Genomic DNA, 26371 nt, shown 5'->3' with positions numbered 1-26371 from the left:
AAACGTTACTTCTCCTTTAGGTAGAGTGGAATTACTAGCCGTACAGTGAACCCTTGTCCCTGCATCGAATCTAGTTTGATTCCCGCTGTCTGATCGAAATGAAGAACCAAGCGATCATGAATGTTTTTTAACCCGATATGTGCAAAAGAAGGATTGCCTTCGTTAACCGATGTGTAGAGATTATTTTTTAATGCCTCAAGTTCATCATCCGTCACGCTGTTTCCGTTATTTTCTACGACTAGATTCAAATATTCACCTTGTATTTCACCATAAATATGGATGTAAGCTTGTTCATAGCCCTCGTCATAACAGTGCTTAAAAAAGTTCTCAACGAGCGGCTGCAAGATCATACTAGGAACCGGAATATCAAGAATATCTTTAGGTACATCAATGGAATAGCTAAAATCAGTCTGAAAACGTTCCGCTTGAAGATTCAAATAAGCCTGGACATAATCCACTTCGCTTTGAACCGTCGCCTTCTGATCCACACGAATCGAGTACCGCATCATTTTGGATAAAGAGGTAATCAGTTGATATACTTTTGGAGATTCAGAGAGTAGGGCAACAGCAGCAATGGATTGTAAAGAATTAAATAAAAAGTGCGGATTGATTTGCGACTTTAGCGCCCTATGCTGATTTTTCCTGTTCTCTATCTCAAGCTTATACTCCCGGTCAATATGACGGTTGATCCGATTCATCATCTCCTTGATATGTCTTTCTAGAATACCGATTTCGTCCTCCCGCATATCGTCGAATGGGGCATTCATATTCCTCCCCTCGATACGCTGGACTTTTTGACTAAGCAGTTTTATCGGCCGTGTAAATCCATAAGAAATGATTGTTATCATTATCAAGCCCAGTCCACCTACAACCACACCTACGATGATGTTTGTATAGGCAGTTTTCCTTACATCTTCAAATAAAAAAGAGCTCGGGGTTACCTTAGCAAAATGCCACGCTTTTATCGGTTCCTGCAATGTTCTAGTAAACACAATATCTCCTTCTGGAGAATTAGCAGCTGCCTGTGCTGGACTTATTTTCCTTTGCAGTTCATCGGGAACGGTTTTGCCTATCCATGTTTCATCACTTGCGTAAATGACATGATTCTCCGCATCGGAAAGCCATACGCTCTCTTTATTTTTCTGTAGAAAATGATTAGCGATATGAGCAATCTTGTCCAAATCAATATCTATAGTGATGACGCCCAGAAATTCCTGTGTTAGGACATCCACAATTTTGTGATGAACCGTCAAGACCATCGTTTTATCCGAAGGAGGCATAATGGAGGTATCGTTATAGTTCTCAATCGGATGCGGAGCTTCAATAAGATCATTGCTATTAGAGCTCATCAGCTTCTGAATGGAAGCTTGCTGTAATAAATCCGGATTCCTTTTACGGGAACTTAACATGGCATTATAAACTGTAAATGAGCTTTTCCCTTCGTTTATGAATAGACGGACCTGACGAATTTCACTCCTCATGAGATAGAAGTTAGTCATACCCTTATTAATTTCAAGCTGCTTGTAATAAAAATCTTCTTCTAACCCTTCTTCAAACACCCTGAATAAGTCTGGATTTCGGTATAAAATATATGGAAGATTAATGATTTCATCAAAATATTGCTCTATATCGGCTGACGCCTGCTGAATTTGCTCTTGGCTGTTCTCAAGTTCATGTCGTTCCACATTCTCTTTCGTCTGCCGATAGATCAACAACACGGATAAAAAATACGGTAGAATTATAAACACAAGCAGCAAGAATAATAAGCGCTTATGAATGCTTTTCAAATAAATACTCCTCTGTAAAAATTTCGGTTTTCAGCAAAACATCTAATATCAGGTTTTATATTTTCACAAATATCCAACACAAAATCAAAATACTTGTTGCTGAGCAACAAGTATTTTTGCCGGATCAATATATGACAAACGCCAATCGTTTATTACCCAAATTATATCCATATGAAACAACCGTAAAGAAATTTCCGCAAATTAATCAGCTATTTGAAGATTGAAATAATTCCCTGCACAATGGGCTTCCAAAGATGTGGATATTCTTGCTGAATTAACTTTCTTACCTCCTCCCCCTTGATATCGTTGAAATTATTATCTTGAGTAATAAAGGTATAAGCACCTTTTACGGTATCCCCTATAGCTATATGCCCGCTTGCATATCCACCCATTGCAATATGGGAAGCGATAGAGAGACCACCCAAGGAGAACATACCTACAGCTAAACCTCCAACAGCAAATATCCCCAATGCTATTCCACCAACGGCCATTGTACCCGCCGCAATGCCCCCAACGGCTAACAAAAGCCCTAGAGCCAGACCTGCAAAACTGATGAGTCCTAAAGCAAGCGCACCTAAACATAATCCGCCCAAAGCAACAATACCAATGGATACCGCACCAATCGCAACATTACCTATGGCAATAACCCCTTTGGCAACGTATAGCCCCCGCCCGATATGGATATGAACCAGAGGAATTCCAAAGCATGTTCTCTTACTTTTGTACTCATAATGAAACAAGGAATTCAGATCTACATATACGGGGCTTGCGACATGCTCTGCTTTGGTATCGCTTGAAGCATCCTTCACCAGATGATCCAAACTTACGTGAAATAATTCACTTAAACTAATCATCTTATCCATTTCGGGATAGGATTGACCTGATTCCCACTTAGACACGGCTTGCCGCGAAACACCAATCACCTCCGCTAAGTTCTCCTGGGACATTCCTCTCTGTTTCCTATAGCTTTGCAATTTATTTGCAAAGTCCATTCGCCATCACCTCATGCTCATCATATTATAACGTTCTGTAATTGACTACCTATCTCCCCTTACATACTGTCAACCACTGGTTGCACAGCTGATTTTGCGGGCTTTTATCCTCATTAAACGTTCTTGATTTCCCATTCTCCCTGTTTCCTGGCAAGATGATAGCGTATAATATACGATATAGAATATTCATCAGAGGAGACTATACATGAAATTGAGTATGAATTGGATTACGCTTCGGGTCCGCGATCTGGAGGCTTCCCTTCATTTTTATAACCGGATACTGGGGCTACCCATTGAGCGTAGATTTGAGAGCAGTGGAAAACAGATCGTCATGTTAGGTCTGGAGGGGCAACCCAAGATCGAGCTTATTCAGGGAAGTGACCCGGCTTTGAAGCCGGAATGTGGCGTTTCTGTGGGTTTCGAAGTGGAGTCACTTGATGAAGCAATGGAGAGTTTAAAAAGCCAAGGTATCCCAGTAGCGCGCGGACCAATCGCACCCAATCCCCACCTGCGGTTCTTTTATATCCTGGACCCGGACGGGTTTGAGGTGCAGTTAGCGGAGCATAACTAACGTTTATCAAGCGTTATTACCTCAAAAAGAAATAGACCGCCCTAACCAAAGGTAGCGGTCTATTCTGCCGTAAGCCTAACCCCCACTCTTAAAGCAAGGCTTTATTCAACAGCTTTAGTTGATCTTTTTTCAGTGAAAAAGTAAACCAAAGCCAATAGCGGCAGGATCACTCCGATGAGTGAGGCGAAGGTCCATCCCCCATAGGCATAAGCCCAACCACCCAAAGATGATCCAACGGCTCCACCCACGAAGAAAATCGCCATAAAGATCCCATTAAGACGTCCCCTCGCTTCACTTCCCAATGAATAAATCACACGCTGTCCGAGTACAAGATTTCCCGATACGGCCATATCCAATGTAATCGCGGAAATAAAGAGCAGAATGAGAGCAAAAGTTGAGTGGCTATGGAAAAGATGAATTAGTAAAAAAGACAAGGTGGCAATGATCATGGCCAGTCCGGTTAACCATTTACTCCAACCTTTATCTGCCAGTCTTCCAGCAATCGGCGCGGCTACAGCCCCACCAACACCTACTAAAGCAAACCAAGCGATCCCTTGCTGCGACATTCCAAAATCATCCGCCAACCGCAACGGAACCACCGTCCAAAAGAGACTAAAAGCTCCAAATAAACAAGCTTGATATAAGGCACGTCGGCGCAATATAGGCGTTTGTTTTAAAAGGGTGCCTAAAGAGACAATTAATTTACCATAGCTTACCGAAGGTGCAGGTTTACGTTGAGGAAGAAATCGCGACAGAAGAATGGATAACAACGTGATAACGACCGCTGAAAAAATAAACACGGCTTGCCATCCCCAGATGCTGGTGATAAAGCTTGCCACGGGCCGGGCAAACATAATACCTAATAAGAGTCCACTCATAACATTACCAACCACACGGCCACGCTGCTCTTCAGACGCTAAATAGGTGGCATAAGGCACCAGGATTTGAGCTACCACAGAACCGGTTCCTATAAACAAAGATGCTGTCAGGAACAAAGGCGCATTAGCTGCGAAAGCTGCAACCAGCAATGCACCCACTGCAACCATTAACGTGATTATCGTGAGACGCCGATTCTCAACAATGTCACTCAGCGGCACGATAAATAACAAACCTACAACATAACCGATTTGAGTTAAAGTGACGATCAAGCCTGCGGCTGTAGAAGAAAGTCCTGTCGAGACACTGATAGGTCCGACAAGGGTTTGAGCATAATAAAGATTGGCCACGATAAGCCCGCATGCCGCTGCTAACATAAACATCATCCAACTTGAAATGTGGTTCTCTTTCGCCGCTTGTTCTTTTTGCATGTGAATCCTCCTCAGATGGTCATAATAATTTAAATACTATACGTTCAGTTCACTAATTCATGTTTAAATAATATACTGAACGTATCGTTTTGTAAATAGGCGATGGTCATTTATTTTTCCAGATTTTTTTAGTATACTGAACGTATAGTTTATATTTTGATTGGAGACAGATTAACGAAAGGGTGATTTCAGATGGAGAGTAAACGAGGACGTCCGCGTAATGTTGAGACGGAGAAGTCTATTCTTTCCGCTTCCTATGATTTGTTATTGGAAAATGGTTTTGGAGCAGTTACGGTGGAAAAAATAGCGGATCGTGCCAAGGTCAGCAAAGCTACGATATATAAATGGTGGCCTAACAAGGCTGCCGTGGTGATGGATGGATTCCTATCCTCCGCTGCGGACAGACTGCCCGTACCTGACACAGGTTCAGTATTCGATGATATTCTCATGCATGCAACGAACTTATCCCGGTTCCTGATTAGTCGAGAGGGTAAAATCATTACGGAGATCATTGGCGAAGGACAGATGGATTCAGGCTTGGCGGAAGCTTATCGGACCCGATATTTCCAGCCTCGCCGGCTTGAGGCACGGCTGCTTATGGAACGGGGTGTTCAGCGCGGGGAATTGAAGGATAATCTCGATATTGAAGTTGTTACCGATCTTATTTACGGGCCGATATTCTACCGCTTGCTGGTGACCGGCCAACCCATAGACGATGCTTATGTGCAGCAGTTGGTGAGGTACGCTTTTGAAGGAATACGGTAACTAACGGGAACGGTAAAATAGACCGCCCTCTCTCACAAGGGATCGGTCTATTTCTGATCGTAGTACTATAAAATGTCGGACTGGCGGAATGTTGAGATACAACGGACCGAGGTGCTCTTATTTTCTCATTATGGGGCATTTTCCCAAGCTATCGGACTCCTACGCACTTATTTAGTCTTTTCAAAACAAAATACTGCTACTGGAGAGGAAATAAGTGCGCTACGGTCCGATCACTCGACTAATTTCACTAAATAAAGAAAATAAGAGCTATACAGTCCGCAGGATCATGAATGGGTGATTCGAACGGACATGAGGTTAGTTTCACTAATTAAATCAGTTTCCAAAGAAACCTTTCTGCTGCAAAATGTCTCGTGTATCGTTCCATAATTTATTTTCCATTACCCTATCTCCTCCCGGTTGGACGGGTACAATGGGATTGCCTGTCCCAACGTTAAAATATCCCCCACTGCTCTCTTGATACTTAGGATCGCTCATTAAACGAATAATGATCTCCGCTCCTTTACGAGGATCGCCAATACGAAAGAAATTCAATAAGTGCTTAAGCATCGAAGAAAACCAAAGTTCACGCCCGAGACCTGTAACGTTAAAACCCGGATTCAATGCATGAACACTGATTCCCGTTCCCGCCCAGCGGCGTGCAAGCTCACTGGTAAACATAATGTTTAACAGTTTGGTTTTCCCATAAATCTCAGATGATCCCCTGTAAGTAAAGGAAGCTGTATTGAGCAAATCTCCTGGCAACTTTAGTACTCCATGCCGGCGTGAAGCTTCCGAAGCAACATTTATAATTTTTGCATTTCCTGCTGCTCTCAAAGAACGTTCTAAGGTTTGCGTCAATAACCATGGTGCAAAATAGTTCACAGCCATCATTTCTGAGAATCCATCGGCAGTTATCCGCTGTTCAAACCCATGAAGCCCTGCGTTATTTATTAACACGTCTATCTTCGGAAAAACACTAGATATTTCTTGTCCTAACCTAGTGACATCCCTCATTGAAGATAAATCTCCGTAGAAAAAACTAATTTCGGCTGCTGGTACGCTCTCCTTTATCATTTTTTCAGTTACTTCCGAACGGGTTTTACTCCTTGCAGTCAGAACAAGATGAGCACCCTGCTTTGCCATTTCAAGTGCAACGAGTTGTCCCAAACCGCTTGTAGCTCCAGTAATTACAATAATCGGCTTTGTCATCATCTACATTCTCCTTTATATCAGGAATTCATCAGGGGCAATTTCATTTTGACAGCGTATTGTCCAAATCATATAATTGATATATATCAACTATATGATTATGATTGATATATGTCAACTAAATAGATGTATGACAACTTTAAAATACAAGGTTAGGTGGTCAAAACAATGAATGCCGAACGTAAAGACACGTCGAGAGGACAATTAGAACTGAAGCTAGGTGGACAAATTAGTGCTCTCATTAGCGCTTCGCATGCCCTAAATGTCAGAACTGCTGCCGCTTTCGATTCATCTATACAGCCTGCTGCTTTCCATATAGTCCGTTGGCTGTACTCTTATGGACCAACAAGCGCCTCTGTGTTGGCAGAATCAACGGCTATGGATCGTAGTTCAGTCAGCCGTCTCATCAAGCAACTCGAAAATTTGGGTTATGTTAGAAGAGAAGACTCTCCTAATGATCGTCGAGCCATCCTTCTTACACTCACTGAACTTGGACGACAAAAAACCTTTGATGCGCTGCAGGATAAGGAATTCATATTTTATGAGCGCATAGCTCAATGGGATAATCAACAGCTTGAAACCTTTATTCAAATGCTTCAGGAGTTTAATGGATTTAATGATAATTAATAAATGGGAACAAAAAAAGAAACAGCATCTTGCTGTTTCTTTAGATATGGATTGTCTGTAATTGGAGCCAGCAATTGTCATTGATGTTCATGTTCGGCATGTTCATTATTGCATTGCTCAACTACCTCAAAAAGAAATAGACCGCCCTCTCGCAAAGGAATGCGGTCTATTTCCTGACTAAACTTCCGAAGCCGCCGCCCTGAAAAGCGGCTATTGCACTGGGAGTCGTGTTTCCGCACGACTCTCTTTGCATTGTACGTTTTATCTACCCAAACTATACCACGATCAAAACCAAATAAAAAGTCACTCTTCCCCAAACAACAAAAAAACGGCATTTCTGCCGTTTCTTTAGGATGGACTCTCAGGGGCTCGAACCCTGGACAAATAGATTAAGAGTCTACTGCTCTACCAACTGAGCTAAGAGTCCATATGAAGTTTGGTGGAGCCAAGGGGGATCGAACCCCTGACCTCATCGCTGCCAGCGATGCGCTCTCCCAGCTGAGCTATGGCCCCAAACTGAAATTTCAGATGTATGAAATCACACATTTTTTAATTTTAGTTTGGTCGTAATTGAGTTGTTCCGATAAACTCAAGCGTCGTAGGCGACTTCTATATAATATAAAAAATCGCCCTCTATGTCAACACTTTTTTTAAAATTCATTTTTCCACTCAAATTCCCCGCTCAAAACTCAGAGGAAACAAACCAGTACAAGCACTCCTAACAGACCCTAGGATTGGCTGTAACGCTCTAACTGGACAAAACCCTATAATCCCTCTAATTCTCCCGTACTCTTGGATAGCAGCCCCTTGAGTTCCTTCATGAACATATTAATATCCTTGAACTGGCGATATACGGACGCAAAACGAACGTAAGCCACTTCATCTACTGGGTAGAGCTGCTCCATCACGAATTCACCAATCTGTTGGCTTTCCACTTCCGCAACGGCGATGCCGCGCAGAGATTTCTCAACCTCGGACACGATCTTTTCTAGACGTTCCACAGAAACCGGCCGTTTCTCACAAGCACGGATGAGACCGCGGAGTATTTTATCACGACTGAATTCCTCACGGCTGCCGTCTTTTTTAATTACAATGAGTGGCGTTTCTTCAATCATTTCAAAAGTAGTGAAACGTTTGCTGCAACGCTCACATTCACGCCTACGACGGATTGACTTATTTTCATTCGCTGGTCGCGAGTCCAGCACTTTAGTATTTGTGTGATCGCAGTAAGGGCATTTCATAAGCTTCATCACTTCCTATTACATAATGGTATGGGTCCCGGCACGTTATAAATCCGGCTTTTGAACGGCTTTTTTATTATTTCCAGAAATCACCGTTTTTTTCTTGTAATGATAATGGCAAGTCCGGCACATAATACAGTTACCAACAGAGGAGGTGAACAGCAATGAGCCAAAGCAACAACTCCAATAACCTTGTAGCTCCAAATTCCCGCGGTGCCTTGGAACAACTTAAATACGAAGTTGCCCAAGAACTAGGAATCACGCTTTCCCCAGATGGTTACCAAGGCAATAAAACTTCTTATGAAAATGGTTCGATCGGTGGTTACATCACTAAACGTCTTGTAACCCTGGCAGAACAACAACTGGCAGGTCAATACAAATAACCTGACCAACATAAGCTTTTTGAAGAAGTATTAAACGACCTACAGGTCGTTTAATACTTCTTTTTATACATAACACGGTAGAAATTAAAATTCTTTGTAAATGTCCGTGTACTGATCATAGTAATAATTAACGCGCTGTACATAATGCCTGGTTTCACCAATGGGAATATCTTTAATGGTTGCATCTGTCCCATCCCAGACCCCTTCGTCCAACCAGCGTTGAACTTTTCCGGGCCCAGCATTATAGGCTGCGATAATTGCTGTACGTTTACCTTCGAACTGACGGGATAAAGTTGAAAGATACCATGTACCCAGTTCAATATTAGCCGAAGGCTCATGCTTGAGTTCTTCCATAGATACGTTTGGAAGCTTGGCCTTTTCCAGCGCCCACTTCGCGGTATCCGGCATAAGCTGCATCAGCCCTAGTGCGCCTTTTTTGGATTCTCGTCCAGTTTTGAAGTTCGTTTCTACACGAATAATCGCGGTTACAAGAAACGGGTCTATCTCATAAGTGATGCTGTGCTTGCGAATCTCATCTTTAAAATGGATGGGATAAAACCACGACATCCAGTTAGTGCTCAGAAACAATATTGCCGTAAAACCCACAAATAGCAGAAGCAGTACTCTTTTTTTACGTAGCCATTTCATGATAAACCCAGCCTGTCCCAAAACACAGCAACCTGTTGCTCAGTGTACGCAAGATCGCCACTGTTGTCGATGATGTAGTCCGCTTTATTACGTTTCTGTTCAATATCCATCTGTGCATTCAATCGCGCTTCTGCTTCTTCTAAAGAGAGCCTATTACGTTCCATTAATCGAGCAATTTGCATTTCACGGGGAACGTACACTACTACAATCTCATGGAACAGGGTCTCAAGCCCTGATTCAAAAAGAAGCGGAATATCCACAATAATAAGCCGCTTCGGCTCTTCCTGCTCCATGCTGTACATACGGTCTTTGATTTCCTGCCGGATGGCAGGATGCGTCAAATTGTTCAAGGTTTGCAGGGCCACAGGATCTTGAAAGACGATTTCACCTAATTTGGCCCTATTCAGTGTTCCATCCGGAAAAAGGATCTCTTTTCCGAATTGCTTAGCAGCAGCAGCCAACACTTCATGCCCGGGAAGCATAACTTCTCTGGCGATCACATCGGCATCAACCAGCCTCGCTCCCTTGTTCACAAGCAGTGCAGACACTGTGCTTTTTCCGGATGCGATTCCTCCGGTTAAGCCTATAATCATGTACTCACCTCATAATAGCTTCAGTATTCCCATTGCAATTAATAATAACGCTGGTAATGCGGCAGCATGCTTCATCCAGTAGTTCCCGGCAAATCTAAGTCCAGTCTTCATACCCAGCAATAGAAATGTACCACTAAACAAAGCTATTGTAAGTGATGTCCATATCGGATTGAAGCCAAGCAGCGCTGCGCCAAGTCCAGCCCCAAAAGCATCCAGAGAGAGCGCAATCCCCAGTATCATCGCTTCCATCGAAGAGATGCTTCCTGAGGCATCCATATCCGCAGAAGACGGGGTACGCAAGATCTGTACTACGATCCCCAAACGGCGAAGCTCAAGTGAAAAAACAGCTGATTTCAACGGTTCATCATTCATAACAGGTTCTGTACCCGCTTCAGAATCAGCAGCTACCTCTGCCCAAGCCTGCTCGGAAAATGAGCCCTTATCTACCGTTTCAGCTTTACGTCCGCCATCTGCATCTTTCTCTTTTTGCATCAGCATCTGAACAAGCGACCAGCATCCCATTAGCACAAGTATAACTGCACCAACTATAGAAGCTGCATTCGGAGACACTACCTTGGCAAGCAAAACCCCAACCTGCATCGATACACAGATAACTACCCCCGAACAGAGCGAGATAATCAGAACGGAGAGCAGTGGTATTTTCATTTTACGCAGCCCATATGTAATTCCTACACCAAAACCATCCAAACTCAAGGCAAACGCTAGCAATAGCAGTGAAAATAATGGGCTGAGCACCCGCAATCCCTCCTGTGAAGAACCGGAAAACTGAAATTTTATCGTTTCAGCTTCCGTTCTCTATTAAGCATTCTTCACACAGTATATGGGCGGGACAAGTAGTGGGTGCCAACCTTATTATTTCAACAAATTCAGTGAACAGTCGGACGCTGGCAATTTGGACAATAATGCGTACCACGACCGCCTACAACCGTCTTCTCAATCATCGTTCCACAGTTACTACACGGCTGATCTTTACGACCGTAAATCAATAGCTGCTGCTGATACGTACCGCTCTCACCTTGGCCATTAACATATGACTTAACAGATGAACCTCCGGCGTTAACCGCTTCGGCCAGCGTGCTTACAATTGCATGATGCAGCTTGTCCAATTGATTGTCCGTGAGCGCTTTGGCGCTGTCTTCAGGATGGATACCCGCACGGTGCAACGACTCATCTACATAAATATTGCCGATGCCGACGATATATTCCTGATTAAGCAGCAGCGATTTAATTTTGGTGCTTTTACCGGACACGATCTGCTTAAACCTCTCCGGTGTAAAAGAAGGCTCCAGCGGCTCCTGCCCCAGCTTATTTAAAGGCGGCAGCTGAAGATCTTCTCCCATCTGAAAAAGATGCATCGTCCCGAACTGGCGAACATCCGTATAACGCAGCTCAGTTCCATCCGTAAAATGAAAAATCACATGTGTATGCTTGTCCAGTGGGTCATCATTTGAAAAAAGTCCGTAACGGCCCTCCATCCGTAAATGTGACACAAGCACCAGACCATCCAGTACAATACGCAAAAACTTTCCTCTTCGTTCAACTTTTACAATGCTATGACCTGCCAGCAGGTGGGCAAAAGCCTGAATATCATCCGGACGCTGAATAATCCGCGCCAACCGGACGGTTACATTCTCTATCTGCTTTCCATTAACTAACTCATTAAGTGTTCTCTTGACTGTCTCTACTTCCGGTAATTCCGGCATGATGTCTTCACCTCAACTACATTATAGCTGATATGCACACCTTAAAGGGAGTCTATTTCGCCTCGTACCAGTTACTTCCAAAGCTGACCTCTGCCTTAAGCGGCACAGATAACTTCAGGGCTCCACCCATTACTTCCGGCAAAAGCGTCTTCATAAGCTCCATTTCATCCTCTGGCACCTCGAATACAAGCTCATCGTGTACTTGAAGCAGCATACGGCTCTTAAGCCCACGATCAAATAATGCCTTGTCCATATGCACCATCGCCAGCTTGATTATATCCGCTGCTGTTCCCTGTATAGGTGTATTCATTGCTGTCCGCTCCGCAAAAGAGCGCAGATTAAAGTTCTTCGCATTAATCTCCGGCAGATAACGGCGACGTTCGAGCAATGTGGTCACATAACCATACTTTCGTGCCTCCACTACAATATCGTCCATATAGCGGCGCACACCCTGATAAACCTCAAAATACTGTTCAATAAATTGCGCGGCTTCCTTACGCGGAATATTCAGATTCTGCGAGAGACCGTAATCACTGATCCCGTAGACGATCCCAAAGTTAACGGCTTTTGCGGCACGGCGCATATTGCTGTCCACCTGTTCCGCGGTCACACCGAACACATCCATCGCTGTCTTCGTGTGAATATCCATATCATGCAGAAAGGCTTCCTTCATCCGCTCATCACCTGAAATATGCGCCAGCACTCGCAGTTCGATCTGCGAATAGTCGGCTGCCAGGATGGACCAGCCCGGTTCGGACGGAACGAATACCTTGCGGATTTTGCGTCCTTCCTCTAGACGAATCGGGATATTTTGCAAGTTCGGGAATTGGCTGCTAAGCCGTCCTGTAGCGGCAATTGTCTGCCGATAGAATGTATGCACCTTCCCTGTGTTCGGGGAAATTTCTTTAAGCAGCCCCTCTACGTAGGTAGATTGCAGCTTTGCAATTGTGCGATATTGCAGAATCAAACGCACCACATCGTGGTATGGCGCCAGTTTCTCAAGCACTTCGGCATCCGTGGAATAACCCGTCTTCGTCTTCTTGACGACAGGCAGACCTAGCTTTACAAACAAGATTTCACCCAGCTGCTTTGGTGAGTTCAAATTAAACTCAGTGCCACAAATCTCGTATATTTCACTGACCAATTTGGAAATTTGCGCCTCGAATTCTTTTCCAAGCTCTTTAAGATCACCAGCATTGACTGCAATCCCCTGTTTCTCCATATCCGCCAAAATCCGTGACAAAGGCATTTCCAGATCCTCGAATAGCCCTGTCATTGCGGTCTCCACCAGCTCCTGCTGTTGCTTCTGTGCGATTCCAAGAACCGTTGCACTCTTTCGTGCAACGTGATTTCCTAAAACTTCAAGCTCAGGGATTTTGTATTTGGCACCTTTACCAAATACCTCTTCATCAGGAGAGAGCCGCGGCAAGCCGTATTTAGCAGTGAGATCATTTAGATTCTGATTAGCCTCCGTAGGATCAAGCAAATAAGCCGCCAGCTGCACATCATGGGCTGCACCTGCAAAAGCAATTCCCTGCCAGTGTAGAGCCAAATCAGCGCGGTGAAGATCATATCCACTTTTCGGAGCCTTTTCATCTCCTAGCCAATCACGCAGCTTCGCAGCGGCCGGTTTATGCAGTAATTCAAACGGCACATAGTAATGCCGCTCCAGAGAGGACAATCCTATTCCGATTACCTCGGCACGATGCGGATTATCTCCATACGATTCCACATGCAGCGCCGAAATACCAGCCAGAGCTTCACTGAGCCCCTTAAGTTCTTCTTCACTTACGATCGTAATATCAAGTGCCGCAGCTTCTACTTCAGCTGCACTCTCCTCACCCTCGGCAACAGGAGCATAAGCGCTAAGCGACAAACGTTCCAACAATGATTTAAATTCCAGCTTGGCAAGTGCTGGTCCGGCTGTATCCGCTGAAATTCCATTGAAGACCATGTCTTCCCACGAATGCTCAAGCGGTACTTCGCGATAGATGGTCGCTAATTTTTTACTCATCACCGCATCTTCCGCATGGGTTTCCAGTTTCTCTTTCATTTTACCCTTTAGCTCACCGGTTCCAGCTAAGACACCTTCCACTGATCCAAATTGATGCAGCAGCTTCAAAGCTGTCTTCTCACCTACGCCGGGTACTCCCGGGATGTTATCACTTGCATCGCCCATCAGCCCTTTAAGATCAATGATCTGCTCAGGGGTTAGGTCATATTTCTCCCGGATTTGTTCCGGCCCATAAAGCTCAACTTCGGTGACCCCTTTGCGGATTAAGGCAACGGTCGTATGTTCAGAGGCCAGCTGCAACATATCCTTGTCTCCCGACACGATCATAACCTGCCGTCCCGCTTCATCCGCCTGGCGTGAAATGGTGCCAATAATATCATCAGCCTCATAATTGCCAATTTCAAACTGCGGTACACCTAAATTAGTCAGCAATTCCTTCAACAAAGGGAACTGCTCGGAGAGTTCCGGCGGTGTTTTTTGCCGGCCGCCCTTATAATCTTGATAACCTTCATGCCGAAAAGTAACTTTCCCTGCATCGAAAGCGACAATCATATGTGTCGGTTTATGTTCTTCGATTAAACGAAGCAGCATCGTTGTAAATCCGTACACCGCATTTGTCTGTTGCCCTGCTGTATTCGTCAGCGGGGGCATCGCAAAAAAAGCACGGTAAATAATATTGTTTCCATCTATAAGTATCAACTTGTCCATAGTGCACCTCGCCTTTTTCATGCTTACTCCTTACATCTTACCATATGCCCTGTACAAGTAGAAACGGCTTTACCAACCTAAACAGTGGGATAAGCTGATATGTTAAGGATATACAACAAGTAGCCGCCCTTTTAAAAGGGCGGCTACTTAGTTTAACTAAAGATATAACAAAAGCTGTGTAAGTGCAAATTACTGATTCAAGTCCGGACGGCTGCCTGTGACCAGATAAACAACACTCTCACCAATGTTAGTCGCATGATCGGCAATCCGTTCAATATAACGGCCTACCAGCGTTAATAACATAGCTTGGGATACAGAATCCGGTTTTGCCACCATATAACTATATAGCTCATTGATCATCGAACCATATAATTGATCGACCTGATCATCATCTTGTGCCATTCTATAAGCCAGATCCGTGTTCTCATCCAGATAAGACTGGATAGCCTCATCAATCATGGTCGTCACAATTTCCGCCATACGTGGAATGTCTACAAGCGGCTTGATCAGCTGCTGTCCATGGATGCGCATAGTTGCTTTCGCAACATCAATAGCCAAGTCACCCATACGTTCCAAATCGCTAGATATTTTGAAAGCAACGATAATGCGGCGCAAATCTTTTGCTACAGGCTGCTGTGTAATAATTAGCCGTGAGCCAATTTCCATGATTTTATCTTCCATGGCATTCAGCTGCAAATCTGCTTTAATGATTTCCTGAGCGCGCACAGTATCAAGATTCTGTAAAGCAACAATTGCTCCACCAAGAGCATCTATTACATGTTCACCCATCTGCTGCAGCAGACTGCGCAGCTCTTCCAAATCTTTATCAAATTCTTTTCTGCGAATCATAGTAAGAGCGATCCTCCTCATTAATGTATGGTCAGCTTGCCATTTCCAAGGACGAGCGCCCTTGTAGCCCGTATCAGCCGAAACGTCCAGAAATATAATCTTCGGTGCGGGAATCCTTAGGAGTAGAGAACAACACCTCTGTATCCGCCGCCTCTACAATTACACCATTCAAGAAAAACACGGTTCGACCAGATACACGTGCCGCCTGATGCATGTTATGAGTAACCATAACGATTGTATACTTACTTCTTAATTCCTGTACAAGCTCCTCTATCTTGAGCGTAGACACAGGATCAAGTGCAGACGTTGCCTCATCCATGAGCAGAATATCCGGCTGTACTGCCAAAGCTCGGGCGATACACAGCCGTTGCTGCTGTCCGCCGGACAAGCTAAGGGCAGATTTTTTCAGAAAATCTTTAACTTCCTCCCACAGCGCGGAATGACGCAGACTTTGCTCTACAATCTCATCCAGTTCGCTCTTTGAACGAATGCCGTGCAGGCGAGGACCATAAGCTACATTGTCGTAAATCGACTTCGGAAAAGGATTGGGCTGTTGGAATACCATGCCCACCTGCTTACGCAGGCTTTCTACCTCTACCTCGTCACTATAAATATTTTTGCCGCCGATGTTTACAGTTCCTTCAATACGTGTACCAGGAATCATATCATTCATACGATTCAGCGTGCGCAACAGAGTGGATTTTCCGCAACCGGAAGGTCCAATAAAAGCAGTAACCTGTTTCTCCGGAATTTGCAGATTCACATTCTTCAGTGCGTGAAATGACTCATAGTAGAGATCAAGTTTCTCTATGTCAATGATGGATTTCATTAGTATTTACGTCTCCTTCTCATCATCTTCGTTCTCCATAATAAGCTTTTAATGTAAATACAGTTGGAGAGAAATGTTAACGCAATGTAAAATTGGTGAAGATGAATTAGTCCACGTGATAGTATTCCCTACAATTCGGCGTGTAATCTCACCTGAATCTTGTTTATGAACGGGATAAAGAAGAAAACTCCAGTCATGCTAAATGACCGGAGCTCTCTTTTTGTTAACAACTAATTTATAACCTACACCTCGAATGGAATCGATATGGACAGATTCTGGATCTAGCTCAAGCTTTTTACGAAGTGAACTTACGTGCACATCAACGGTGCGCTGTCCACCAATATAATCAAAGCCCCATACAGCGTTCATAAGATCATCTCTTGTCAGCACTACCCCTGGTTTACGAGCCAAATATAACAATACCTCGAACTCTTTAGGTCGCAGGTTAATGCTATGTCCACCTAGGGAAACTTCATACCGCTCAGGATAGATTTCTAGTTGTCCCAGAATGATCGTAGAAGCAGATATAGGTGTCTCTTGTGGAGCCTCCTCAGCAAGACCGGAAATCCGCCGCAATACAGCGCTCACTCTTGCAAGCAATTCGGATACTCCAAAAGGTTTGGTTATATAATCATCAGCACCGGATTTCAGCCCTCTAACCACATCTTCTTCAGCATTTTTAGCAGTCAATACGATAATAGGTGTGCGGATACCTTGTCCACGCAATTTATCAAGGATGTCAATGCCATTCATTCCTGGCAGCATCAGATCCAATACGATCAAGTCAAAAGGTTCCCTCGTCGCACGATCATATCCTGCCGTTCCATGATCCTCTACCGTCACCTCGTAACCTTCCTGCGTTAAGTTATAGGACAGCAGCCGGGCTAGTGTCGGTTCGTCTTCAATGACAAGCAATCGTTGAGCCATAGGTTCCCCCGTCTTCCATATAGTTTGATTTTTACAAAACAGCAACAAAACCATCATATCACCGTAATGTTAACTTAGTGTAAAATTGAAAAAGTGAATTTACAAAAATCTAATCGGTCTTTTCTTCCTGCAGCAAAGGCAATTCAATCACAAAGGAACTGCCGATTCCCAGATCACTTTCAACTGAAATCACTCCATGGTGCATATCTACCAAATGCTTCACAATAGACAGCCCCAATCCCGTTCCACCGGAGCTTCTGGATCTTGCCTTATCCACCCGGTAAAAACGTTCAAAAATACGCGGAAGATCTTTTTTAGGAATCCCCATACCTGTATCGCTAACAGTAAATTGAACATTTTCGGAGCCGTCTGGTTTCAGTAGACTCTTAACGTAGACCTTTACGTTTCCGCCTTCATGTGTGTAATTAATCGCATTAGAGAACAGATTCATAAAGATTTGACGCAGCTTATCCTCATCCGCCTCAATGAATAGCTCCTCTGGAACCTCTACATTAAGACTAATGTTTTTCTTCTCAGCGACTTTACTGATGGTTCCCAGCACGGAATCAAAGAATTCAATGATATGAACCGGTGAGCAATCGAGCTGCACCCGTTTAGATTCGATTTTAGATAATTCCAGAATATCTCCAATCAAGCGATTTAAACGCTCATTCTCATCATAAATAATTTGCAGGAAGGATCTCGCCGTCTTCTCATCTTTAACTCCGCCTCCCAGTAAGGTCTCGGCAAACCCTTTGACCGCTGCAACCGGAGTCTTGAGTTCATGCGATACATTAGCTACAAATTCACTACGCATCCGCTCCAAACGGCGAATTTCCGTAACCTCTTGCAATAGGAAAAGCATACCTCTGTACGTACCATCCTGGATCATCGGAACCGCGTCCATCCGTACAATTCGCTCTCTTGGGTTATAAATACTTCGTTCTTCATGAATCGGCTCCCGGCTTAACACCCCTTCTTCAAGCAGACGGGTTAGCTCATAATGCCGTTTTAACTCTTTGTACGAATGACCCGCCATTTCACCGTTACTGACATCAAGCATTCGCTCTGAAGCCCGATTAAGCAGCGCAATCTCTTCTTCCGCATTGATCATTATGATGCCGCCCGTCATATTATCCAGCACGCTTTGCAGCAGATCCTCATTATCACGAATCGTCTTAAGCTGGTCTTGAAGACTGTCTGCCATCGCATTAATCGCTGTAGCCAGCTGTCCAACTTCATCTTTACGCTTCAAATGAACTCTGGCATCATAATCCAGATCGGTAATCCGCCGGGCGACTCTTGTGATTTGCTCCAGCGGGGAAGTCATGCTTGAAGCTACTTTATAGCTCACAATAGTTGCTGACAAGAACAAGATAATTAGACCTGCAGCCATGATCATCCAAGCATGCTTAAGACCTTGCGTTACAGCATCAAGTCCCATTGAGACCCGAATATAGCCGTCAAATCCCTGATCAGAAGTTACCTTTCCAGCCACATATAACATCTCATGCTTTAGAGTTTCGCTGTAACGGATTGCCCGTCCAGTTCCCTCTTTCGCAGCCCCTATCTCTTCTTCACGATTGGAGTGGTTGTCCATTTCCAAGGGGTTTTTCTCAGAATCGCCAATTACTTTACCCGACTTTGTAATAAACGTTATCCGAGAATCTAAAAGTTTAGAAATATGCTCCGCCTGTTCAGTGTAATACGGGATCGCATTCGAAGAATTCATATCAACAAATTCCAGTGTGCCTGAGAGCAAGCTTATTTCCCGGGACATATTCTCTTCCAGAGCAGTTATATGGGAGCTCTTAAACAGATGAGCCATCGTAAATCCAGTACCAATCATGGAAATACCGATTAAGGCCATAAGTATAAACGTAAGACGAGCGCGAAACGGTTTCATCTGAAATTTGCCTCTCCCTTTATCATTGTATCTTTTATCCTAACTTCATTTTCTTCAAAATACCAGTACGACTATGACCGTGACATAAGCCCCCCAGAGTAGATTATATAAAAATAACAGCCCGAGTTGATTAACTCTGGACTGTTACTTTGTATTACTTTTGTAAAAACACATGAGTTTATTCTGTACGGGTGGCAAGAAACCACTGATTACCCTGAAGGTCTCTAACCCCTGCTCCTCTTTCTCCATAGGATTTATCCAGTGGTTCTTCAATAATAGAAGCCCCGGCATCCAGGCACTTGCGGTAGGTCTCATCAACATTTCTTACATAAAGATGAATGGCAAGCTGTACCGGTGAATACTTTTCATTCGCTTCGGAAATCTCAATGATGGAATCACCGATTCTGACCTCGGCATGCCTAATCCTTCCCTCATCATTTCGCAGCATATCAATAATTTTGGCATCAAAGCAGTGCACAACAAAATCTATCAATTGGTCTGCATCTTCCGCAATAAAATACGGCGTAACGTTAAGAAACCCATTTCTAATATAATGTGGTGCCATTCGTTGTCCTCCTTTAGACAGGTAAAAACGCCTTCGGCGTTCCTTAAGGATCATTTATAGTCTGGACATATAAATCCTTATAATTTGATTAAAACCCATGGAAAAGCCATTCAGAGAATCTGCCCTCCTCATGACTTATCCACCGGTTGTAACCCCATTTATTTAAACACTGGCTCCTTGAATTGAGTCAATTTAGCTGCAGAATCTTTTTCCACATCCGCATGCAGACTGTTGCCGTGAGCATCCATCGTCACAATCGCTGCAAAACCCTCCACATCGAGATGCCACATCGCCTCAGGAATACCAAATTCCATAAAATCAACAGCGTTGACCTTCTTAATACACTCAGCATAATACTGGGCGGCTCCACCAATCGCATTGAGGTATACCCCGCCGTGCTCCTGCAACGCTTTTAACGTTTTTGGACCCATACCACCTTTTCCGATGACTGCACGGATTCCAAATTTTTTGATGATATCGCCTTGATAAGGCTCTTCACGAATGCTCGTAGTTGGGCCCGCAGCTTTTACATGCCAGCCTTCCTCATCTTTCATCATCACAGGACCACAATGATAAATCACAGCCCCTTCCAGATCTACCGGAGACTCATGATCCATTAAATATTTGTGCAAAGCATCACGGCCTGTATGCATTTCACCGGATAAAATAACCACGTCTCCAACACGCAGACTACGGATATCCTCTTCACTTACCGGCGTTGTAAGACGTACTTCCCGCGACTCAGAGGCTGGGCTGTTAGCTCCCTCAGCAATTACCGCTTCAGATTCATGTGCCCCTTCATCATCTACAGATATCCCTGTACCACTCTCATACAACCAATCCTCTATATTGCCTGCGGATGGATCAACCAGCACCCCTTGGCGGCGGAAGGCCCAACAGTTATAAGCAACGGATACGAAAAAGCTAGCTGGCAGACGATTCATTACGCCAACCTTACAGCCCAGCAGCGATACTTCACCACCAAAGCCCATCGTGCCAATTCCAAGCTTGTTAGCATTCTCCATAATATAGTCTTCCAGCTTACTAAGGTCTTCTATTGGATTAACATCCTCCACTTTGCGGAACAGCTGCTTCTTAGCCAGCTCGTAGCCAGTCGTACGGTCACCGCCGATACCCACGCCAATAAAACCGGCACTACATCCTTGTCCCTGCGCCTGATATACCGCGTGTAAAATACATTTACGGATTCCGTCAAGATCCCGACCCGCTTTGCCGAGTCCTTCTAATTCTGCCGGGAGACTGTATTGAATATTTTTATTCTCGCAGCCTCCACCCTTCAGAATAAGTCTAACGTCTATTTTATCCTCTTCCCATTGTTCGAAATGAAGGACTGGTGTGCCTGCACCCAAGTTATCTCCGCTATTCTCACCTGTTAATGAATCTACAGAATTGGGACGAAGTTTACCATTCTTGGTCGCTCGTACAATGGCATTATGAATATCTTTTTTCATCTCAATCTGATTGATTCCCACAGGGGTGTGAATGATAAATGTAGGCATTCCCGTATCCTGACAGATCGGAGACACTTGCTGCTCAGCCATTCCGATATTTTGCGCAATCGTGGTTAAAGCAAGACCGGACCGGGTAGCCCTGTCTTCCAGCGCGCGACCTTTTGCAACTGCCCGGCGTACATCTCCCGGCAAATTCGTGGAAGTTTCTACGATAAGGTTATAAATACTGTCTTCAAAATGCTGCATCTTCATTCAAGCTCCTCTCGGCAGTTCCAGGTTATCTAAAGTTTGATACAATTAGTATAATAATATCATACCTAGCACCGCATGAAAGGGGTTACTTTAAAATTGAGCTACCATTTTTCTGCCTATCTATATCGTCTTCAGTATATTCAGCGCTGGAGCTTGATGCGCAGCACCGCACCGGAGAACGTCGCTGAGCATTCTTTTCATGTTTCATTGCTCACACATATGCTCTGTTCCATCGGTAATGTTCATTTTGGACGTTCACTAAACGCGGAACGAGCAGCAACCATAGCTCTGTTCCATGATGCCAGCGAAGTGTTCACAGGTGACATCGCCACGCCGGTAAAATACAACAATCCTCGCTTGCTCACCAGCTTCCGGGAAATGGAGAAAGTTGCGGCTGATCGCTTAACTGGAATGATTCCATCAGAGCTGAAAAGCATCTACACTCAGCTTATACGGCCGGAAGACAGCCCTCCCGATTCGGAGGACATTCTGCTGCACAGCTATGTGAAAGCCGCTGATCGGCTGGATGCTTATTTGAAATGCGTATGGGAAGTTGCTGCAGGAAACCGAGAATTTGCCGCCGCGAAGGAGCAGACAGCAGCAAAACTTCGTGGGCTTGACCTGCAGGAAGTGGATTATTTTCTGACTCATATGGCACCGAGTTTCGAAATGTCTCTCGATGAGCTCTCTGCCGGAAACTAAACACCCTCTATACAATAAAAAATGGACCTCCGCATGAATCTCGCAGGGGTCCATTTAGTGATTAATAATTGATAATACAAGCGTTACGTTGTTGATTCGGTCAGGATATCCCAGTCTTTAAAAATGGGCTGCAAACCCTTCGTATATAGCATTTCCGTAATCTCCTGCACACTACGGCTATCGGATATTTCGAATTGCGGAGTTCCCCCTGCATTAGTGTGACCGCCCACCTCAGTAGTGACCCCGGCTGACATCTTTGTTATTCCTAGATGAATTAAATGATCGCGTAGAGAGGCAGGCTCTCGTGTAGATAAAGTAATGCCCGAACGGGGTAAAAATAACCGGTATGCCAAAATAATCTGCACTAGCGATCGGTCGGTAACATCACACTCCGGGTTAAATTCCCCTAAATAAGGCCGAAACCGTGGAGGTGACAGACTGATCTCGCAATCTGGATACCGATCCTGCAAATAGCGGGCATGCATGGCACTTTGGAATGCCTCTTGCCGCCAATCATACATCCCGAGCAACGTACCAATATTCACAGAACGAAAACCTGCCTGACAGCCGCGTTCAGGTGCATCCAGGCGATTCCGGTAGTTTCTTTTAGGCCCTTTAACATGCAGCTTTCTGTAAGTCTCCTGGTGGTACACCTCTTGGTATAGTGTTAATCCATCCACCCCTGCTTGAAGAAGCTCTTTATATTCTGCAGTTGATAGAGGATTTATCTCAATACTGACAGAGGAAAAAAATTCCCTGAGTACATCTACACAATCCTTAATATATGAGACAGGATTCTCCCGGCGCGATTCACCAGTCAAAATGAGGATATGCCGCAGACCTGTAGCTGCAATCTTCTCAGCCTCCCTGCGAACCTCCTCCAAGGACAGCTTTTTACGCGGAAAATCATAAATGGAGCTGAAGCTGCAGTAGGTACAATGATTCACACAAAAATCCGCAAGATACATCGGTGTGAACAGCTGCATCGAATAACCAAAATGTGCACGGGTCAGTCGCTGTGCAGCCAACGCCATCTCCTCTAGCAGCGGCGTTGCTGCCGGAGAGAGCAATGCCAGCAAATCATTTTCGTTCAGCTTGTCTTTTCCAAGCGCCCGCCTAACGTCATCCTCCCGGAACTCCTTCCACAGCTGCTCATAAGGATACTGCTCCAAGCGGGCCAGTGTGTCAAAAAAGCTCATGCTAATCTTCCCTCCTTTCGTGACCTATCAAATTCAGTTCAAAAATCCAGTCAACGGTGACGAAGCAAAAGCAACTTCTTCTACAGGACCGAGTCCTGCCAAATAAGCTTTGCGGCCAGCGGCTATCGCCTCGCGGAACGCTTCCGCCATGACGAGCGGATTACGTGCCGTTGCAATAGCCGTATTAAGCAGAACAGCAGCGGCCCCCATCTCCATTGCTTCCGCCGCTTCCGAGGGCTTGCCAATTCCGGCGTCTACAATAATCGGCAAATTCACTTCTTCAATAAGAATACGCACAAGCTCCTTAGTGCGCAGGCCGCGATTCGTCCCGATCGGCGCACCAAGCGGCATCACAGCAGCAGCACCGGCATCTCTCAGACGTAAAGCAGCCGAAAGGTCCGGACTCATATAAGGCAGTACTACAAAACCCTCCGCTGCTAAAATCTCTGTAGCTCGTATGGTCTCCAGATTATCTGGAAGCAGGTATTTCTGATCATTGATCACTTCGATCTTGACCCAGTTCCCCAGTCCCGCAGCTCTTGCTAATCTTGCAATACGGACTGCCTCTTCCGCTGTACGCGCTCCTGAGGTATTAGGCAGAAGAGTCATGTGACCGGGAATGTGGTTCATGATATTTTCTGCTCCACCTTGCGGGTCCACTCGGCGAAGCGCTACAGTAATCACCTGAGAACCAGAGCTTGCGATCACTTCGGGGATCAACGTATTCCGGCTATATTTTCCGGTTCCGATAAATAATCTACTGGTTAATTCGATGCCGCCAATATGTAACGGGTCATGCATGAAATTACCTCCCTTTGGTTCGTATAAATTTCTCAAAATTCTATACCGCTCCATCTCAACCCCCACCAACAAAGTGCACCAGTTCCAAACGATCATCCTCGCTCAGAGCAGTACTTTCATAATTCTCCTTACTGACAATTTCTCCATTCAGCTCAATGATCATCAGACGACCCGACCACTCAGGAAGACTGATCAAATCAGCTATAGTTTGAATACCACCAGAACACTCTGCGGATTTCCCGTTAATCAACAGCTTCATTCTGAATCACCCCCTTCGCCCATGCTGTTACCTCCAGGCTATGAATGAACCGCCTTATGAATAGCTTTGGCGGCCTCATAAGGATCATCCGCTCCGCAAATACCGGACATCACAGCAACTCCTGCCGCACCTTGTCTAATGATCTGCGCCGCATTAGCGGGGCTAATTCCTCCAATCGCAATTACAGGAATAGAGCTGGTCTCCACCGTTTCTGCAAGCAGCTCTAACCCACGTGCGGGCAGCCCTAACTTGCTATCCGAGGGAAATACATGACCAAACAAGCAATAATCAGCTCCCTGCTCTGAGGCATTCGCCGCTTCTTCCGGAGAATGAACCGATCTCCCCAGCCGAAGCTGAGGTGCAATTCGCCGGGCTGTAACCGGACTCAGACTGTGCCAAGCCAACTGAACCCCCGCGGCACCAGCTGCCAATGCTACATCGATCCGGTCGTTGATTATCAGTTTGGTAGCGGGCATACCGGCAGCCAACAGCTGCTGTGCCGCAGCGAGCAGTTCGCATGCAGGACATTGCTTATCTCTCAGGTGAATATAATCGACCCATGTCTGCACCGTGACAGCTAGTTCAACAAAATGTCTCAGCTGTAGCTTGCCGTCTGATATTAGATGGATCTCAGCTTGCAACATCACGATCTCCTCTCTCACTTCCCTGTAGGTCAGTAAAAAACAAAAAAACTGCCCCCCGTAAGGAAGGCAGTCAGAATCTGTATATAGACGGCACTACAAATAGCCCGACAACAGAAATTCGTTCTCCACTTCCCTACGCTGGTCTTAACCAGATCAGGTTCAAAGGGTCCGGAAATCCATTCCGTCTCAGCCAATCGGCACCCCTAGTGACATAAATATACAATTTTAAAATGCTAACGTGGTTTATAGTAACATATTTTTTTATTGAAATACACCCATTTATTCACATTAGCTGTACTGATCTAACCGTTTACTACCTCGCCACCATTTACATGAATAACCTGTCCAGTCACATAACTGGAATCGTCAGAGGCCAGATATACATAGGCTGGTGCCAGCTCTTCTGGTTGTCCAGGCCGTTTCATAGGCTGTGTACCTCCAAACTCGCTAACCTGTTTTGCATCAAAGGTAGAGGGAATCAGCGGTGTCCAGATTGGACCTGGTGCAACACCGTTTACCCGTATGCCCTTCTCTGCCAGATTCGTGGACAAGGATCGTGTGAAGCTAAGAATAGCTCCTTTAGTTGATGAATAGTCCAGCAGCTGCGGGCTTCCGCGATAAGCGGTAATTGAAGTTGTATTTATAATTGTAGATCCTGCTTTTAAATGAGGCATAGCTGCTTTTGTTAAATAGAACATCGCAAATATATTCGTACGGAAAGTACGCTCAAGCTGCTCGGAAGTAATATCCTCGATCTTAGCTTGCGGATGTTGCTCTGCCGCGTTATTGATGAGAATATCAAGCTTTCCTAAGCCCTCCACCGTCTGTTTAATAAGATCCTTACAGAATTTCTCGTCACCGATATCACCTGGAATTAGGATACATTTGCGGCCTTCCTGCTCGACCTGACGTTTAGTTTCCTCTGCATCTGAGTGTTCATTAAGATATGAAATGACCACATCAGCGCCTTCTTTAGCAAAAAGCACAGCAACTGCACGCCCAATTCCGCTGTCTCCACCGGTAATTAACGCCGCCTTGTCTTGCAGTTTACCTGCTGCTTTATAATTTGCCGGCTCGTATTTGGGCAGCGGCGTCATTTCACTCTCAATCCCTGGCTGATGATGCTGCTCCTGTGGGGGTAAGGTTTTTGTAGCTTGTTTATTGTTGCCTGACATCTTCCCTATCTCCTCTCGTTAAGCAAATTGATAGTTAACTGATCGTCTTAGGATGGCACAACTATGCACGTTTATACGCTGGGTTTGTCATTTTCTTAAATCGCTTTACGAATCTTACTTACCACAATGAAAGTAGATATAAACAACCGTGAGAGATATACTGCTGTAAGTGGAGAGGAATTCACTGCATACAAATAGACACAGCATCGCTGCTGTGCCTTG

Annotated in this window: 27 protein-coding genes, 2 tRNA genes and 1 riboswitch; of the genes, 6 read left to right on the top strand and 23 right to left on the bottom strand. The window is 44.9% G+C overall.

What is annotated here, in order from left to right; genetic code table 11:
* Positions 1 to 5 precede the first annotated feature (5 nt).
* Together MHH89_RS01030 and MHH89_RS01025 are read right to left on the bottom strand one after the other, a co-directional pair.
* Positions 6 to 1787 carry a cache domain-containing sensor histidine kinase gene (locus MHH89_RS01030; RefSeq protein WP_341086080.1) on the bottom strand — a complete coding sequence of 594 codons (1782 nt, stop codon included), beginning with the start codon at positions 1785 to 1787 and terminating at the stop codon, positions 6 to 8.
* A 209-nt stretch (positions 1788 to 1996) separates the two neighbouring features.
* A complete protein-coding gene (locus tag MHH89_RS01025) occupies positions 1997 to 2779 on the bottom strand; it encodes a helix-turn-helix domain-containing protein (protein WP_036679206.1) in 783 nt (260 codons plus the stop codon).
* Positions 2780 to 2984: 205 nt separating this feature from the next.
* On the opposite strand from MHH89_RS01025, the gene MHH89_RS01020 reads away from it, so the two are divergent.
* Positions 2985 to 3350 (top strand): VOC family protein, encoded by a 366-nt coding sequence (locus MHH89_RS01020; protein ID WP_051491055.1) that lies wholly within the window; start codon positions 2985 to 2987, stop codon positions 3348 to 3350.
* Between the two features lie 101 nt (positions 3351 to 3451).
* On the opposite strand, the gene MHH89_RS01015 is transcribed toward MHH89_RS01020, so the two are convergent.
* On the bottom strand, positions 3452 to 4657 hold the full coding sequence (locus MHH89_RS01015) for an MFS transporter (protein ID WP_076124936.1): 1206 nt from the start codon (positions 4655 to 4657) through the stop codon (positions 3452 to 3454).
* A gap of 192 nt (positions 4658 to 4849) precedes the next feature.
* Between MHH89_RS01015 and MHH89_RS01010 the strand changes: the two genes are divergently transcribed.
* Positions 4850 to 5422 carry a TetR/AcrR family transcriptional regulator gene (locus MHH89_RS01010; RefSeq protein ID WP_076184291.1) on the top strand — a complete coding sequence of 191 codons (573 nt, stop codon included), beginning with the start codon at positions 4850 to 4852 and terminating at the stop codon, positions 5420 to 5422.
* A gap of 333 nt (positions 5423 to 5755) precedes the next feature.
* Here the strand turns inward: MHH89_RS01010 and MHH89_RS01005 are convergent, their stop codons facing one another.
* A complete protein-coding gene (locus MHH89_RS01005) occupies positions 5756 to 6634 on the bottom strand; it encodes an SDR family NAD(P)-dependent oxidoreductase (protein WP_076220139.1) in 879 nt (292 codons plus the stop codon).
* A gap of 165 nt (positions 6635 to 6799) precedes the next feature.
* Here MHH89_RS01005 and MHH89_RS01000 point away from each other — a divergent pair, with 165 nt between their 5' ends.
* Together MHH89_RS01000 and MHH89_RS31265 are read left to right on the top strand one after the other, a co-directional pair.
* Positions 6800 to 7258 (top strand): MarR family winged helix-turn-helix transcriptional regulator, encoded by a 459-nt coding sequence (locus MHH89_RS01000; RefSeq protein ID WP_076220140.1) that lies wholly within the window; start codon positions 6800 to 6802, stop codon positions 7256 to 7258.
* A 74-nt stretch (positions 7259 to 7332) separates the two neighbouring features.
* Complete coding sequence (locus MHH89_RS31265; protein WP_367946865.1) at positions 7333 to 7398, top strand: putative holin-like toxin; 66 nt, start codon at positions 7333 to 7335, stop codon at positions 7396 to 7398.
* 214 nt (positions 7399 to 7612) lie between these two features.
* Here MHH89_RS31265 and MHH89_RS00995 read toward each other — a convergent pair.
* From MHH89_RS00995 to nrdR, 3 genes are all read right to left on the bottom strand, one after another.
* Positions 7613 to 7685 (bottom strand) — tRNA-Lys (locus tag MHH89_RS00995).
* Positions 7686 to 7695: 10 nt separating this feature from the next.
* Positions 7696 to 7771 (bottom strand) — tRNA-Ala (locus tag MHH89_RS00990).
* Between the two features lie 251 nt (positions 7772 to 8022).
* The gene (nrdR, locus tag MHH89_RS00985; protein ID WP_036678976.1) at positions 8023 to 8499 is read right to left on the bottom strand and encodes a transcriptional regulator NrdR; all 477 of its coding nucleotides are present in this window, start codon (positions 8497 to 8499) and stop codon (positions 8023 to 8025) included.
* A 164-nt stretch (positions 8500 to 8663) separates the two neighbouring features.
* Between nrdR and MHH89_RS00980 the strand changes: the two genes are divergently transcribed.
* On the top strand, positions 8664 to 8882 hold the full coding sequence (locus tag MHH89_RS00980) for an alpha/beta-type small acid-soluble spore protein (protein ID WP_036678974.1): 219 nt from the start codon (positions 8664 to 8666) through the stop codon (positions 8880 to 8882).
* 84 nt (positions 8883 to 8966) lie between these two features.
* Here the strand turns inward: MHH89_RS00980 and MHH89_RS00975 are convergent, their stop codons facing one another.
* The 11 genes from MHH89_RS00975 to MHH89_RS00925 all read right to left on the bottom strand — a co-directional run bounded on the left by MHH89_RS00975 (position 8967) and on the right by MHH89_RS00925 (position 21363).
* Positions 8967 to 9530 carry a lytic transglycosylase domain-containing protein gene (locus MHH89_RS00975; RefSeq protein WP_076124928.1) on the bottom strand — a complete coding sequence of 188 codons (564 nt, stop codon included), beginning with the start codon at positions 9528 to 9530 and terminating at the stop codon, positions 8967 to 8969.
* Positions 9527 to 10123: a dephospho-CoA kinase gene (coaE, locus tag MHH89_RS00970; protein ID WP_076220141.1), complete on the bottom strand. Its 597-nt coding sequence runs from the start codon at positions 10121 to 10123 to the stop codon at positions 9527 to 9529. Before coaE ends, MHH89_RS00975 begins: the two co-directional genes overlap by 4 nt.
* A 9-nt stretch (positions 10124 to 10132) precedes the next feature.
* Entirely contained in the window at positions 10133 to 10879 is a 747-nt protein-coding gene (locus tag MHH89_RS00965; RefSeq protein ID WP_076124925.1) for a manganese efflux pump, read from the bottom strand.
* A gap of 131 nt (positions 10880 to 11010) precedes the next feature.
* Positions 11011 to 11847, bottom strand: coding sequence for a DNA-formamidopyrimidine glycosylase (gene mutM / locus MHH89_RS00960; RefSeq protein WP_076124923.1), 837 nt, complete (start codon positions 11845 to 11847; stop codon positions 11011 to 11013).
* Between the two features lie 52 nt (positions 11848 to 11899).
* Positions 11900 to 14569 carry a DNA polymerase I gene (gene polA / locus MHH89_RS00955; protein ID WP_076278583.1) on the bottom strand — a complete coding sequence of 890 codons (2670 nt, stop codon included), beginning with the start codon at positions 14567 to 14569 and terminating at the stop codon, positions 11900 to 11902.
* A gap of 189 nt (positions 14570 to 14758) precedes the next feature.
* Positions 14759 to 15418, bottom strand: a complete 660-nt coding sequence (gene phoU, locus MHH89_RS00950) for a phosphate signaling complex protein PhoU (protein ID WP_036678957.1) — start codon at positions 15416 to 15418, stop codon at positions 14759 to 14761.
* A 73-nt stretch (positions 15419 to 15491) separates the two neighbouring features.
* On the bottom strand, positions 15492 to 16247 hold the full coding sequence (gene pstB, locus MHH89_RS00945) for a phosphate ABC transporter ATP-binding protein PstB (RefSeq protein ID WP_036678954.1): 756 nt from the start codon (positions 16245 to 16247) through the stop codon (positions 15492 to 15494).
* Between the two features lie 198 nt (positions 16248 to 16445).
* Positions 16446 to 17174, bottom strand: coding sequence for a response regulator transcription factor (locus tag MHH89_RS00940; RefSeq protein ID WP_036678951.1), 729 nt, complete (start codon positions 17172 to 17174; stop codon positions 16446 to 16448).
* A 109-nt stretch (positions 17175 to 17283) separates the two neighbouring features.
* Positions 17284 to 19080, bottom strand: coding sequence for a two-component system histidine kinase PnpS (pnpS, locus tag MHH89_RS00935; protein WP_076124920.1), 1797 nt, complete (start codon positions 19078 to 19080; stop codon positions 17284 to 17286).
* A 178-nt stretch (positions 19081 to 19258) separates the two neighbouring features.
* Entirely contained in the window at positions 19259 to 19645 is a 387-nt protein-coding gene (locus MHH89_RS00930; RefSeq protein WP_076220032.1) for a VOC family protein, read from the bottom strand.
* A 158-nt stretch (positions 19646 to 19803) separates the two neighbouring features.
* The gene (locus MHH89_RS00925) at positions 19804 to 21363 is read right to left on the bottom strand and encodes a fumarate hydratase (protein ID WP_341088775.1); all 1560 of its coding nucleotides are present in this window, start codon (positions 21361 to 21363) and stop codon (positions 19804 to 19806) included.
* Positions 21364 to 21465: 102 nt separating this feature from the next.
* Here MHH89_RS00925 and yfbR point away from each other — a divergent pair, with 102 nt between their 5' ends.
* Positions 21466 to 22071: a 5'-deoxynucleotidase gene (gene yfbR / locus MHH89_RS00920; protein WP_341086073.1), complete on the top strand. Its 606-nt coding sequence runs from the start codon at positions 21466 to 21468 to the stop codon at positions 22069 to 22071.
* Between the two features lie 83 nt (positions 22072 to 22154).
* On the opposite strand, the gene thiH is transcribed toward yfbR, so the two are convergent.
* From thiH to MHH89_RS00895, 5 genes are all read right to left on the bottom strand, one after another.
* Entirely contained in the window at positions 22155 to 23270 is a 1116-nt protein-coding gene (gene thiH / locus MHH89_RS00915; RefSeq protein ID WP_339190338.1) for a 2-iminoacetate synthase ThiH, read from the bottom strand.
* Positions 23271 to 23303: 33 nt separating this feature from the next.
* Positions 23304 to 24071 carry a thiazole synthase gene (locus tag MHH89_RS00910; RefSeq protein WP_340975469.1) on the bottom strand — a complete coding sequence of 256 codons (768 nt, stop codon included), beginning with the start codon at positions 24069 to 24071 and terminating at the stop codon, positions 23304 to 23306.
* 55 nt (positions 24072 to 24126) lie between these two features.
* Positions 24127 to 24330: a sulfur carrier protein ThiS gene (gene thiS, locus MHH89_RS00905; protein WP_038569682.1), complete on the bottom strand. Its 204-nt coding sequence runs from the start codon at positions 24328 to 24330 to the stop codon at positions 24127 to 24129.
* A gap of 38 nt (positions 24331 to 24368) precedes the next feature.
* Positions 24369 to 24974: a thiamine phosphate synthase gene (locus MHH89_RS00900; protein ID WP_340975467.1), complete on the bottom strand. Its 606-nt coding sequence runs from the start codon at positions 24972 to 24974 to the stop codon at positions 24369 to 24371.
* Between the two features lie 113 nt (positions 24975 to 25087).
* Positions 25088 to 25189: riboswitch (TPP riboswitch) on the bottom strand.
* Between the two features lie 87 nt (positions 25190 to 25276).
* Positions 25277 to 26149 carry an SDR family oxidoreductase gene (locus MHH89_RS00895; RefSeq protein WP_038569678.1) on the bottom strand — a complete coding sequence of 291 codons (873 nt, stop codon included), beginning with the start codon at positions 26147 to 26149 and terminating at the stop codon, positions 25277 to 25279.
* Positions 26150 to 26371: the final 222 nt, after the last annotated feature.

Source organism: Paenibacillus sp. FSL H7-0323 (assembly GCF_038002725.1).
GTDB lineage: Bacteria > Bacillota > Bacilli > Paenibacillales > Paenibacillaceae > Paenibacillus_AQ > Paenibacillus_AQ odorifer.
This window is presented reverse-complemented; position numbering and strand designations above follow the sequence as displayed.